This is a genomic window from Mesorhizobium sp. M0833 (assembly GCF_040319905.1).
Lineage (GTDB): Bacteria > Pseudomonadota > Alphaproteobacteria > Rhizobiales > Rhizobiaceae > Mesorhizobium.
Genome location: NZ_JAMYOQ010000001.1, coordinates 39,362 through 52,534, shown reverse-complemented (window position 1 = coordinate 52,534; position 13,173 = coordinate 39,362). Strand labels below are relative to the sequence as shown.

The 13,173-nt window shown below is 63.7% G+C and carries 11 protein-coding genes and 1 pseudogene; 11 read left to right on the top strand and 1 reads right to left on the bottom strand.

Annotated elements, in window-relative coordinates:
- Positions 1 to 210: 210 nt before the first annotated feature.
- Complete coding sequence (locus tag NKH98_RS00240; protein ID WP_254816222.1) at positions 211 to 1,002, bottom strand: cyclase family protein; 792 nt, start codon at positions 1,000 to 1,002, stop codon at positions 211 to 213.
- Positions 1,003 to 1,119: 117 nt separating this feature from the next.
- On the opposite strand from NKH98_RS00240, the gene NKH98_RS00235 reads away from it, so the two are divergent.
- The 11 genes and pseudogenes from NKH98_RS00235 (at position 1,120) to NKH98_RS00185 (ending at position 13,075) form a co-directional block, all read left to right on the top strand.
- Positions 1,120 to 2,694, top strand: coding sequence for a phytoene desaturase family protein (locus NKH98_RS00235; protein WP_352895784.1), 1,575 nt, complete (start codon positions 1,120 to 1,122; stop codon positions 2,692 to 2,694).
- 107 nt (positions 2,695 to 2,801) lie between these two features.
- Positions 2,802 to 4,328, top strand: coding sequence for an ABC transporter substrate-binding protein (locus NKH98_RS00230; RefSeq protein ID WP_352895782.1), 1,527 nt, complete (start codon positions 2,802 to 2,804; stop codon positions 4,326 to 4,328).
- Positions 4,329 to 4,392: 64 nt separating this feature from the next.
- Positions 4,393 to 5,400, top strand: a complete 1,008-nt coding sequence (locus NKH98_RS00225; protein WP_352895780.1) for an ABC transporter permease — start codon at positions 4,393 to 4,395, stop codon at positions 5,398 to 5,400.
- A complete protein-coding gene (locus NKH98_RS00220) occupies positions 5,393 to 6,241 on the top strand; it encodes an ABC transporter permease (RefSeq protein WP_352895777.1) in 849 nt (282 codons plus the stop codon). Before NKH98_RS00225 ends, NKH98_RS00220 begins: the two co-directional genes overlap by 8 nt.
- Positions 6,238 to 7,128, top strand: coding sequence for an ABC transporter ATP-binding protein (locus NKH98_RS00215; protein ID WP_352895775.1), 891 nt, complete (start codon positions 6,238 to 6,240; stop codon positions 7,126 to 7,128). Before NKH98_RS00220 ends, NKH98_RS00215 begins: the two co-directional genes overlap by 4 nt.
- On the top strand, positions 7,121 to 7,951 hold the full coding sequence (locus tag NKH98_RS00210; protein WP_352895773.1) for an ATP-binding cassette domain-containing protein: 831 nt from the start codon (positions 7,121 to 7,123) through the stop codon (positions 7,949 to 7,951). Before NKH98_RS00215 ends, NKH98_RS00210 begins: the two co-directional genes overlap by 8 nt.
- An 80-nt stretch (positions 7,952 to 8,031) precedes the next feature.
- Positions 8,032 to 8,593 (top strand): annotated as a pseudogene (locus NKH98_RS00205) (VOC family protein).
- Positions 8,594 to 8,737: 144 nt separating this feature from the next.
- On the top strand, positions 8,738 to 11,032 hold the full coding sequence (locus tag NKH98_RS00200) for a bifunctional salicylyl-CoA 5-hydroxylase/oxidoreductase (RefSeq protein ID WP_352895771.1): 2,295 nt from the start codon (positions 8,738 to 8,740) through the stop codon (positions 11,030 to 11,032).
- On the top strand, positions 11,029 to 11,802 hold the full coding sequence (locus NKH98_RS00195; protein ID WP_352895768.1) for an SDR family NAD(P)-dependent oxidoreductase: 774 nt from the start codon (positions 11,029 to 11,031) through the stop codon (positions 11,800 to 11,802). The genes NKH98_RS00200 and NKH98_RS00195 overlap by 4 nt, the downstream gene beginning before the upstream one ends.
- Positions 11,796 to 12,266 (top strand): MarR family winged helix-turn-helix transcriptional regulator, encoded by a 471-nt coding sequence (locus NKH98_RS00190; protein WP_254816232.1) that lies wholly within the window; start codon positions 11,796 to 11,798, stop codon positions 12,264 to 12,266. Before NKH98_RS00195 ends, NKH98_RS00190 begins: the two co-directional genes overlap by 7 nt.
- Positions 12,263 to 13,075 carry an enoyl-CoA hydratase family protein gene (locus NKH98_RS00185; protein ID WP_352895765.1) on the top strand — a complete coding sequence of 271 codons (813 nt, stop codon included), beginning with the start codon at positions 12,263 to 12,265 and terminating at the stop codon, positions 13,073 to 13,075. Before NKH98_RS00190 ends, NKH98_RS00185 begins: the two co-directional genes overlap by 4 nt.
- Positions 13,076 to 13,173: the final 98 nt, after the last annotated feature.

The following is a 13,173-nucleotide window of genomic DNA, read 5'->3' as shown; positions in this document are numbered from 1 at the left end:
AGATTAGCGGCTTCGGCGCTCCGCTCGTTCCTACGACGTTGAAGATTGGCGAAGGCAGTATCGACGGCCGATCTCCCCCCTAGAGGGGGAGATGTCCGGCAGGACAGAGGGGGGCGCCGTAGAGCGGCAGCCTTGCCAAGCTGCCACTCTCTACCCATCATCACGATATTGCCTGCAAGCATGATCTTCTCCCGAAGACCGCCAGTTGCCCTATTGTCTCGGCACGAGCGCCAGTGCGCGGATCGGGCTGCCGGTGCCGTGCTCGATCTTGAGCGGTGCGGCGATCAGGATCGCGCCCTTCGGCGGCAGCCGGTCGAGGTTGCACAGGCTGGCGAGCCCATAGCGGTTGGCCTTGTGCATCAGGCTGTGCGCCGGGAATGGCGGCTCCATTCCCCCTGCTTTGCCAGCATCCGTGCCGATCGTCTCGCTGCCCCAGCCCTTGATGTCCTTGCTGATCAGATACTGGATGGCCTCGGCCGTCGGTCCGGGCGTGTGCGGTCCGGTCTCATTGGCGTTGAGGAACTCGGCTTCCGAGCCGTTGCGCTTGTACCAGTCGGTGCGCATCACCACCCATTCGCCCGCGTTGATAGCGCCATGTTCGGCTTCCCAGGCCTTGATGTGGTCGACGGTGAGCAGGAAGTCGTGATCGGCGGCGGCTTGCTTCGAGCAGTCGATGACATTGACCGGGCCGACGAAATTCTGAACCGGAATGGTGTCGGTGGCACCGTCCGGATAATCCTTGCCGGTGATCCAGTGCTGCGGCGCGTCGAAATGCGTGCCCGAGTGTTCGCCGAGCTTCAGCCAGTTCCAGGCCCACCACGGACCGTTCTTGTCATAGTGGGAGATGGCGTGGATCTCGACCTTCGGCGTGTCCACCGCCAGCTCCGGCGGCAGCTTGATCAGCGGCGTGTTGGGCCCGAGCGGCGCCGTCAGGTCGACCACCTGGATGGCGCCTGAAAGAAGCTGGCCGGCGACGTCGCCGAGGAGTTGTTGTGTGTCCATGGTCTCTGTTCCCTCTTTCTCAATGGTGCTGAAGGCTCTCGCGGCCCTTAATATCCTACTAGACGAAAACATATGCATCTGCAATTATCTTTAAGCATAAAGGAAATGGGACGGGGCGTGAGCGAGTTCGACGCCATATTTGTCGGGGCAGGCCACAACAGTCTGGCATGCGCCGCGCATCTGGCGCTCAAAGGCTGGAAAACAGCGGTTTTCGACCGCAATCCAACGATCGGCGGCGCCGTCCAGACGCGTGAATTCACGCTTCCAGGCTTCCGGCACGATTTCGGTGCAATGAATCTGGGCCTGTTCGCCGGCTCAGCCTTTCACAAGAAATATGCAAATGAATTGAAAACCCACGGGCTGGAATTCGTGCAGGTGGCCGACTGTTTTGCCAGCGCCTTCCCCGACGGTCGCTGGTTCGGCGTCAGCAGCGACCTGGAGAAGACCACTGGACGGATGACCGCCTTCTCCGCGACCGACGCAGCCACATGGCGCCGTCTGGTTGCGGCATTCCCGGCGGAGGCCGAGCATCTGTTCCGGCTGCTGGGCTCGCCGATGAGTGGGCGTGCGCTCGCCGGCACGGCCTGGAAGCTCTGGCGCAAGAAGGGTATTGGCGGCGCGCTCGATACCGGCCGATTACTGCTTTCCTCACCCCGCGCGTGGCTCGAGCAGACTTTCGAGTCACCGCATGTCAGGGCGACGCTGGCCACCTGGGGCATGCATCTCGATTTCGCGCCTGACATCGCTGGCGGCGCGGTGTTCCCTTACCTCGAATCCATGGCCAACCAGTGCTTCGGCATGGTGCTCGGCAGAGGCGGCGCCGACACGATTATCCGCGCTTTGTCAGGCATGCTCACGGCCGCCGGCGGCAAGATCATCACTGGGTCTGATGTTGCCGAGATTACGGTTTCGGCCGGCAAGGCGACCGGCGTGCGGCTCGCTTCCGGCGAGACCCACACCGCCACCAGGGCCGTCATCGCCGGTGTCGCGCCCAAGGCGCTGACCGGGAAACTGTTGCCTAATGGATCGGGCGACGCCGGCTTCGACACGGCCATGAAAAAATTCCGCCACGCGCCGGGCACGATGATGATCCATCTGGCACTCGACGATTTGCCGGACTGGCGCGCCGGCGCCGAGCTTCGGCAGTTCGCCTATGTGCATCTCTCGCCGTCGCTCGACGCCATGTCGCGAACCTATCAGCAGGCGATGGCAGGCATGCTGCCGGACGAGCCGGTGCTGGTCGTCGGCCAGCCGACCGCGGTCGATCCGTCGCGCGCGCCGGACGGCAAGCATGTGGTCTGGGTGCAGGTGCGCATGCTGCCGGCCGAGATTGTGGGCGATGCGGCGGGCATGATCGCGCCGGCCCACTGGGACGAGGCTAGGGAGCACTACGCCGAGCGCGTCCTGGACATTATCGAGCGCTATGCGCCCGGCCTTCGCCGGAAGATCCTCGGCCGCGCCGTGTTCTCGCCCATCGACCTCGAACGCGAGAATCCCAACCTGGTCGGCGGCGACCAGGTCTGCGGCAGCCATCATCTGGTGCAGAATTTCCTGTTCCGGCCGGCGCGCGGTTACGCCGGCTGGAACACGCCGATCGGCAATCTGCACCTGACCGGGGCGGCAACATGGCCGGGCGCCGGCACCGGGGCGGCGTCGGGCTTCATGCTCGCACAACAACTTGGCGGGAGGTAGGCTCCATTTTTCATCCAGGGTGAAGGAGGACAAGGCGCGGTTGCCCAAGGAGCCTGAACCCACCGATTGACAACGACACCGCGCATAAAAGCAACAGGGGAACGACCATGACAATCAACAGACGAGAATTGCTCGGATACGGCGCGGCCGCACTTGGCGCCACGGCGCTCGGCCTGCCGCAAATCGCCAAGGCTGCCGGCGAATTGACTATCGCCTACAACGTCAACCTACCGTCCTGGGACCCGACCACCGGGCCTTCGGCGGTCAACCCGACCATCCAGGGTCTCTACCAATCGGTGTTCGACCAGTTCATCCCGCAGAAGCCGGACCTTTCTTTCGCGCCCGGCCTGCTCACTGAATGGGGCTGGAACGAGGATCGCAGTAAGATCATGATGACGGTGCGCGAGGGCGTCACCTGGCATGACGGTTCGCCATTCACGGCCGAAGACGTGGTCTGGTCGCTGCAGCGGGCGGGCGATGAAAAGACCGGCAACCCGATCCAGTTCGTCTGGAAGAACGTCAACAACTTCAAGATCGACGGCAACAAGATCACCGGCGACGTCGTGCAATTCGACCCGGTGTATTTCAAATGGATGTCGTTCCTCACCGGCTACATCATGCCGAAGGCCTATTACGAAAAGGTCGGCGCCGAGGGTTTTGAGAAAGCCCCGATCGGCACCGGGCCCTATATGGTCGACAAATTCGAGCGCAATGCCTTCCTGCGGCTCAAGGCCAACCCGAACTACTGGGGCGGCAAGCCGGCCTTCGAAAACGTAACCATCAAGTTCGTCACCGATGCGGCGAGCCGCGTCGCCGAGATCGAGTCCGGTTCCTCGCAGGTGACTCTCGAACTCCCCTATGAGGAATATGACCGCCTGATCGGCAAGGACGGACTTGCCGGCTCATGCAAGAATGTTTCCGACATCGGCATGATCTTCTTCAACGACATCGACGTGATGCTGGACAAGAACGTGCGCCAGGCAGCGGTGATGGCCGTCGACAAAAGGCTTTTGGTCGACCGGCTGCTGCGCGGTTACGGCCAGCCCATCGATACGCTGGAGACGCCGGAATACGCCGCCTACGATGCGTCGATCAAGGCCGAACATAACCCGGAAAAGGCCAAGGAATTGCTGGCCGCCTCCGGCTATTCGCCGGAAAAGCCGGTCAAGTTCACGATACAGACGACCAAGGGCTTCAAGCCCAAGGACTACGAGATGATCCAGGCGATCGTCGGCATGTGGCGCAAGGTCGGCATCGAGGCGACGATCGAGGTCTACGAGATCGCCAAGCACTATGAGTTGCGCGCCGCCGACAAGCTGGCGCCGGCCGCCTTCTACAATTGGGGCAACGCCATCGGCGACCCGACCACCTCGACCGGCTTTGCCATGTATGGCCCGAGCCCGCATTCGGTGTGGGACAGCCAGGATCTGATCGACATGATCAACCCGCTGTGGGGCGAGAAGGACGAGGCCAAGCGCATTGCCGGCTGGAAGGCCGTCGACAAGTACATTGCCGAGCAGGCCTATGTACTGCCGCTGATCCAGTATGCGCAGCCGATCGTGCATGCCAAGGGCGTCAATGTCGTGCAGCATGTGTCGGGCGCGCTGTTGCCGGCGCTGATGAGCCCGGCCTGAGACAGTCTTCGGCTTGCCGCGCGCCGTCCGGAACGACGGCGCGCATTTTCTGTCACGGGCGACCATGCTGCTGCAAAGATTCCTGATCCGTCTTCTGACGATGGCGATCACGCTCTTCGGCGTGGCCGTCGTCGTCTTCGTCGTCATCCGTGTCGCGCCAGGCGATCCGATCGCGATGATGCTGCCGCCCGGTGCAACCGATGCCGACATCGCGCGTCTGCGCGCGCTTTACGGGCTGGACAAGACCATCGTCCAGCAATTTTTCATCTGGCTGGCAGGTGTCGTCAGGGGCGATTTCGGCACTTCGATTTCGCTCCGGCAGGATGTTCTGGGCCTGGTCTTCAACCGCCTGCCGGCGACGCTGGAACTCGCGATCATCGCGCTCTTGATGGCGCTGGCGATCGGCGGCACGACGGCGATCCTCGGCGCGCGCGAACGCGGCACCGCAGTCGAGGCTGGCATCGACATCGCCAGCGGTGCGGCGCTCTCGATTCCCGATTTCCTGTGGGGTTTGGTGCTGATCCTTTTGTTCGGCGTGCTGGTGCCGGTTTTCGACATTTCCGGCCGGGTGTCGCCGCAACTCGATCTGCCCTTCGTCACGCAGTTCTATCTGTTCGAGAGCATCGTGCGGCTGCGCTTCGACCTGACCAAGGATCTGCTGGCGCATATGCTGATGCCGGCCGTGGCTCTGGCGCTGCCACTCGCCGCGATCATCTCGCAGCTGCTGAAACAATCGCTGAAGGAAGTGCTCGACCTCGACTATGTCGTGCTGGCGCGGGTAAAGGGCTTTTCGGAAACGCAGGTCATCCTGCGCGAGGCGTTGAAGAACGCCGCCCTGCCGACGCTCACTCTGGTCGGCGTGCAGTTCACCTTCCTGATCGGCGGCACGGTCATCGTCGAGCGGCTATTTTCCTATGAGGGTCTCGGCAACATGGCGATCGATGCCGTCATCAACCGCGACCTGCCGCTGATCCAGGGCATCGTGCTGGTGTTCGCGCTGTTGTTCGTGCTGATCAACCTCAGCGTGGACATGATGTATGCGCTGCTTAATCCGAGGCTGCGCCATGGATGAGGCCCGCATTTCAAGACATGGCTCGCGGGCACGCCTGTGGCTGGCCGGCGGCTGGCTGCTGATTGGGCTGCTGGCCGCGATTTTTGCGCCGTTGGTCGCGCCGCAGGACCCACTGGCGCAGGATTTGATGCTGGAGCGGCTGCCGCCGTTCTGGCTGAGCGGTGCTGAGCCCGGCTACTGGCTCGGCACCGACAGCCTCGGCCGCGATCTTCTGTCACGGCTGATCTTCGGTGCCCGCATCGCCTTCATCGTCGCCTTCGCGGCAGCCCTTGCCGCCTGCCTGGTCGGCTCGACGCTGGGGCTGATCGCCGGCTATTTCGGCGGCTGGGCCGACCGCATCATCTCGCGTATCGTCGATGTCTGGATGGCGTTTCCGCCGGTGCTGTTTGCCATCCTTCTGGTCGCTGTGCTCGGCACCGGCTTGAGCTCGGTTATCATTGCCATTGCCGTCATCGACTGGACGCGCTTCTGCCGGGTGATCCGCGCCGAGACGATGGGCCAGTCGCGCATGGACTATGTCGAGAACGCCCGCATCGCCGGCTACGGCCGCATCGGCATCATGCTGCGCGAAGTGCTGCCCAATGTGGTGCCGTCGATCGTCGCGCTGCTGTCGCTGGAGATGGGCATTGCCGTCATCGTCGAGGCGATCCTGTCCTTCGTCAATCTATCGATCTCGACCGACGACCCGACCTGGGGCGGCATCATCGCAGAGGGTCGCCTATCGATCCATCAGGCCTGGTGGGTGCTGGTGTTCCCGCTGGTCACCCTGATCCTCACGGTGCTGTCGTTCAGCCAGTTCGGCGAAGGTCTCAGGGCACGTTTCGACCCGGTGCTGCGATGAACGTGCTGGCGAAATCCTGCCTCGACATACGCGACCTTAGCGCGGTACTGCCTAATGGCTTGCGCGTGTTGCGCTCGGTATCGCTTTCCGTTCAACCCGGCGAGGTCCGCGCGCTGGTCGGCGAGAGCGGCGCCGGCAAGACGATGATCGGCAAGGCGGTGCTCGGCGTGCTGCCACCCAGCGTGCGCATTGTCGAAGGCGACATGCTGCTCGAGGGCGAGGACCTCGGTCGGTTGGCGCCAAAGGCAAGGCGCACGCTGATCGGCGCGCGCACCGCGCTGATCCCGCAGGACCCGCTGACCGCGCTCAATCCGTCACGGCGAATCGGCCCACAGATGACCGACCGGCTGGTGCGCATCCTCGGCTGGAGCGGTGAGAAGGCCGATGCATGCATCCGCCAATTGTTGGACGAGGTGCAGATCCGCGACCCCGAGCGTGTCCTCAAATGCTATCCGCACGAGCTGTCCGGCGGCATGCGCCAGCGCGTGCTGATCGCCGCGGCGTTCGCAGCCGAACCAAGGCTGATCGTCGCCGACGAGCCGACCACGGCGCTCGACGTGACCGTGCAGAAGCAGATCTTGCGGCTGATCGCGCAATTGCAGCGCGAGCATGGCACGGCGATCCTGTTCGTTACCCACGATCTCGGCGTCGTTGCCAAGATAAGCCAGAAAGTTTCAGTGCTCTACGCCGGCAAGGTGGTGGAGGAGGCCGAGACGGCTGCTCTCTTCGCTGCCCCGCAGCACCCCTATACGCGGGCGCTGATGGCCGCGACGCCGCGCTACACCGATCCCCTCGCTTCGCTGAAACCCGTGGACGAGGCGGTACTGGCCGGGCTAGCCGCGGAGATCGCCGCCGCCGATCAGGCCTGGAGGCACCCGCATGGCTGAGCCGCTGTTTTCCGTGCGTGGGCTGAAGGTTGCCTTACCCGACATGACGCGCAAGCCGTTGTTTGGCCGCGCTCCGCTGGCCGAGATCCTGAAAGGCCTGGACTTCGATCTGCCCAGGGGATCGGTGACCGGCATCGTCGGCGAATCCGGGTCGGGGAAATCGACGCTCGGCCGCGCGCTGGTGCGTCTGCTGGAGCCCAGCGCCGGCAGCGTCAGCTTCGACGGCCGCGACATCACGCATCTGCCTGAGGCGGAGCTACGGCCCGTGCGCCGCGATCTGCAGATGATCTTCCAGGACCCGATGTCGTCGCTTAACCCACGCCGCACCATCGCCAGCATCATCGCCGCACCACTCAAACAGAATGGCCTCGGCGACAATCTGAAAGCCCGAGTTGCTGAAGCGCTTCAGCGCGTCGGCCTGCCTCAAGGCTTCGCCAGCCGCTATCGTCATGAATTGTCGGGCGGCCAGCGCCAGCGCGGCGGCATTGCCCGCGCGCGGGCGCTGTCGCCGAAATTCGTGCTGGCCGACGAAATCGTCTCAGGCCTCGACGTGTCGACGCAGGCACAGATCCTGACGCTGCTGGAAAAACTCGCCGCCGAGATGGGCCTGACCGTTGCGTTCATCAGCCATGACCTGTCGGTGATCCGGCGGCTCTGCCGGCAAGTGATCGTCATGCGCGAAGGCGCGATCGTCGAAGCCAGTGCGACGGATACTTTGTTCGAGAAGCCGCAGCAGGCTTACACGCGCGACCTCCTCGCCGCCATTCCGCTGCCCGAGATCGATGACGCCTGGCTGCTTCCCGCCGCAAAGGCGCCGGCATGAACACATTCCTACTCGCACACCGAAGAGCGGGCCTCGGACGTGCGCCGACAAGTCAGCTCGCGAAACGGAGGAGAACTGGAATGAAACACGCAATCAGAAAGACGATGCTTGCGGCCGCTCTGGCCGGCTCGATGGGAGCAGCCTCGGCTGATTCGATACCCGGCATGCGTGGCCACGACCACACCGGCGTCACCGTCCCCGACATGCAGCAGGCCGTCGAGTTTTTTACCGAGGTGGTCGGCTGCAAGAAGGCGATGTCGTTCGGCCCGTTCGCCGACGACAAGGGCACGTTCATGCAGGATCTGCTGGGCGTCGATCCCAAGGCAGTGATCGAGGAGATCACCCTGGTCCGCTGCGGACACGGGTCGAACATCGAGCTGTTCAAATACACCGCGCCGGACCAGAAGGACCTGACGCCTCGCAACAGCGACATAGGCGGCTTCCACATCGCCTTCTATGTCGACGACATCGCCGCCGATGGGGCCGCTGCCGGTTACCGAAGGCCCGGCCGCCGGCCAGACCATCCTCTACTTCCAAGCGCCCTGGGGCTTGCAGTTGGAGGCGATCAGCTATCCCAATGGCATGGCCTATGAAAGAGATGCGGAGACGGTGCTGTGGAGCCCGAAGAACCCCGAAAAATAACCCGGAGCGTCCCTGGTCTTGCGCAAGCCGACTGCCGGCAAGCTTGGTTTCTGAGGGGGATTGTTTCAATCCTGAAACTTCAAGCTTGAATTAATCTGCTTCAGGCGTAAACTCGACAAACAGAAGCGAAGAGGAGATCGCACGATGAAAGTTGCGGTTCTCGGCGGCGGACCAGCCGGGCTCTACTTTGCAATCTCGCTGAAGCTCAGGGATGCCGCGCATGAGGTCACGGTATTCGAGCGCAACCGTGCCGATGATACGTTCGGCTGGGGCGTCGTGCTGTCGGCCGAAACGCTGGAGAACCTGACCAAAAACGACCCGGTCAGCGCCGTCTGGATCCGCAAGCATTTCGCCTATTGGGACGACATCGCCGTCATCCATGACGGCGTGCGAACGGTCTCGACCGGTCATGGCTTTTGCGGCATCGGCCGCAAGCGGCTGCTCACCCTGCTGCAACGGCGGGCGCGCGAGCTCGGCGTCAAGCTGGTCTTCGAATCCGACATCGCCGATCCAAAGCCGTTTATGGAGACGCACGACCTCGTTGTCGCCGCCGACGGGCTGAACTCGAAAGCGCGGGGCACCTTCGTCGACGTGTTCAAGCCCGATATCGACATCCGTAAATGCAAGTTCGTTTGGCTCGGCACCCACCAGAAATTCGACGATGCCTTCACGTTCATCTTCGAGAAAACCGAGCATGGCTGGGTGTGGGCGCATGCCTACCAGTTCGACAGCGATACCGCGACCTTCATCGTAGAATGCAGCGAGCAGACCTGGCAGCGCTTCGGCTTCGGCGCGATGTCGCAGCAGGAATCAATTGCCGTCTGCGAGCGCATCTTTGCCCGTCATCTCGGCGGCCACGCGCTGATGACCAATGCCAATCATATCCGCGGCTCGGCGTGGATCAATTTCCCGCGCGTCTTGTGCGAACGCTGGTCCTACAAGAACCTGGCGCTGATGGGCGACGCGGCGGCGAGCGCGCATTTCTCGATCGGTTCTGGTACCAAGCTGGCGCTGGAAAGCGCGGTGGCGCTGGCCGACTATGTCGAGTCCGAACCGGACCTCGAGGCAGCCTTCCGCAAATATGAGGACGCCCGCCGCACCGAAGTGCTGAAGCTGCAGTCGGCGGCGCGCAATTCGCTCGAATGGTTCGAGGAGGTCGAGCGCTATCTCGGCCTCGATCCGGTGCAGTTCAACTATTCGCTGCTGACGCGTTCGCAGCGCATCAGTCACGAGAATTTGCGGCTGCGCGATGCCGAATGGCTGGCCGGCGCCGAGGAATGGTTCCAGCGCCAGGCCGGTGCCGGCGGCAACAGTCTGCGTCGCGCGCCGATGTTCGCGCCGTTCCGGCTGCGCGGCATGGCGCTGCAGAACCGCGTCGTCGTCTCGCCGATGGCGCAGTACAAAGCGGTCGACGGCTGTCCGACCGATTGGCACTTCGCCCATTACGCCGAACGGGCCAAGGGCGGCGCCGGTCTCCTCTACATCGAGATGACCTGCGTCAGCGCGGAGGGCCGCATCACGCCTGGCTGCCCCGGTTTCTATGCGCCCGAGCATGAGGCCGCCTGGAAGCGGCTGGTCGAGTTCGTCCATGCCGAGACCGAGGCCAAGATCTGCGCCCAGATCGGCCATTCCGGTGCCAAGGGGTCGACCAGGCTCGGCTGGCAGGGAACCGACGTGCCGCTGCCCTCAGGCAATTGGCCGGTCATGGCAGCCTCTTCCGTGCCGTGGTCACCGGAAAACCAGGTGCCGAAGGCGATGGACCGCGCCGACATGGATATAGTGCGCGACCAGTTTGTCGCTTCGGCCGAGATGGCGGCGCGCTGCGGCTTCGACATGCTCGAAATCCACGCCGCGCACGGCTATCTCCTGTCCTCCTTCATCACGCCCTTGACCAACCGGCGCACCGACTCCTATGGCGGCTCGCTGGAAAACCGCATGCGCTATCCCTTGGAAATCTTTCATGCGGTGCGCGCCGCATGGCCGGCCGAGAAGCCGATCTCGATGCGCATCTCCGCCAATGACTGGCTGGGCATCGAAGGCGTGACGCCGGCCGACGCCGTAGAGATCGCGCGGCTGCTGCATGAGGCCGGCGTAGACATCTGCGACGTATCGGCCGGCCAGACTTCGGCCGTGGCAAGACCGGTCTATGGCCGCATGTTCCAGACGCCGTTTTCCGATCGCATCCGCAACGAGGTCGGCATGGCGACGATGGCGGTCGGCAATATCTATGAGCCGGACCACGTCAACTCGATCCTGATGGCGGGCCGCGCCGATCTCGTCGCACTGGCTAGGCCGCATCTTGCCGATCCGTACTGGACACTGCACGCGGCCGTCACGCTTGGCGATCGCGGCGTCAAATGGCCGGATCCCTATCTGCCCGGCCGCGACCAGCTCTACCGGCTGGCCGAGCGCGAAGCGGCAGCGGGGTTGAAGGTATGAGTGCCACGGCGACGATTTCGGGACGTCACGCGCTGGTCACCGGCGGCGGCTCCGGCGTCGGCCACGCGATCGCGCTGGCGCTTGCCGGCGCGGGCATTAACGTGACCATCTGCGGCAGGCGCGTGGAGCCGCTTGCCGAGGTTGCCGCCGAGAACAAGCGCATCTTCGCAGTTGCCGCCGACGTCACCGATGAGGCATCGATGACGGCACTCTACGAGGCCGCGGAAGCGGCACACGGAGCGTTCGACATCGTCGTTGCCAATGCCGGCATGTCCGGCAGCGCGCCGGCGCAACGGACCTCGCTGGCAGACTGGCAGCGCACGCTCGACGTCAACTTGACTGGTGCGTTCCTGACGGTGAAGCCGGCGTTGGCCGGCATGGCAGTGCGCAAGACTGGCCGTATCATCTTCGTCGCTTCCACCGCCGGATTGAAAGGCTATCCCTATGTCTCAGCTTACGTTGCCGCCAAGCATGGCGTCGTCGGCCTGATGCGGGCACTCGCCGTCGAGACCGCCAAGTCCGGCATAACAGTGAATGCCGTGTGCCCAGGGTTTGTCGAAACCGAGATGCTGGAGAGCGCCGTCCAGCGCATCGTCGAAGCGACCGGCCGCTCGTCCGAGCAGGCACGGGCAAGCCTTGCCGCGACCAACCCGCAAGACCGCTTCATCCAGCCGGAGGAAATTGCGGCCGCGGTACTTTATCTGTGTGGCGACGCCGCCCGGTCGATTACCGGGCAGACGATGTCGATCTCCGGAGGTGAGACATGGTAGCCGGTCCCCTACCCGCCCCGTCCGGACCCGGCAAGGACCGCCTGCGGCTGTGGATTCGCCTGCTGCGCGCCTCGCGCACCATCGAGGCCGAGCTGCGCGAACGCCTGCGGCAAGAGTTCAACACGACGCTGCCACGCTTCGACGTGATGGCCGCGCTCTACCGCGCGCCGGAAGGCATGCTGATGAGCGACCTGTCGCGCTTCCTGCTGGTGTCCAACGGCAATGTCACCGGCATCATCGACCGGCTGGTCTCGGAAGGGTTGGTGATGCGGGCCCGACGCAATGGCGACCGCCGCACTTCGATGGTACGGCTGACGGAAGAGGGATCGAAGACTTTCGCCGTGATCGCCGCCGCGCATGAAAAATGGGTCGGCGAGTTGCTGGGCAATGTGAGCGAGGACGAGGCGCGCCGGCTGACCGGCATGCTGACCTCCTTCCGCAGCAATTGGGAGGGACGGGAATGACGAAGATGTCTGGCCGCAAGCCGAAGCATTTCCTCTGGCAGGTCGAAGGCAAGATCGCAAAAATCCGGCTCGATCGGCCGGAGCGCAAGAACCCGCTGACCTTCGACAGCTATGCCGAATTGCGCGACACTTTTCGCGATCTCGTCTATGCCGACGATGTCGATGCGGTGGTGTTCCTTCCCAATGGCGGCAATTTCTGCTCGGGCGGCGATGTCCACGAGATCATCGGCCCACTGGTCAAGATGGACATGAAGGCGCTGCTCGCCTTCACCCGCATGACCGGCGATTTCGTCAAGGCGATGCTGAATTGCGGCAAGCCGATTATTGCTGCGGTCGACGGCGTGGCCGTCGGCGCCGGCGCAATCATCGCCATGGCGTCCGATATCCGCATCGCCACGCCACAGGCCAAAACGGCCTTCCTGTTCACCCGCGTCGGCCTTGCCGGCTGCGACATGGGCGCCTGCGCGATCCTGCCGCGCGTCATTGGCCAGGGCCGCGCCGCCGAGCTGCTCTATACGGGCCGCACGATGAGCGCCGAGGAAGGCGAGCGCTGGGGCTTCTACAACCGGCTGGTCGATGCCGCAACGCTAGAGGCCGACGCGCTCGACATGGCCGCGCGCGTCGTTTCCGGCCCGACCTTCGCCCATGGCATGACCAAGACGCAGCTGAATCAGGAATGGTCGATGGGGCTTGACCAGGCTATCGAATCGGAAGCGCAGGCGCAGGCGATCTGCATGCAGACACGCGATTTCGAACGGGCGTACGAGGCTTTCGTCGCCAAGGAAAAGCCGGTGTTCGAGGGGAATTGAGGATGTTTTCTTCGATAAAGACCGACAGGTTCGCGGGACAGCGCCCCCCTCTGTCCTGCCGGACATCTCCCCCTCAAGGGGGGAGATCGACTTTGGTT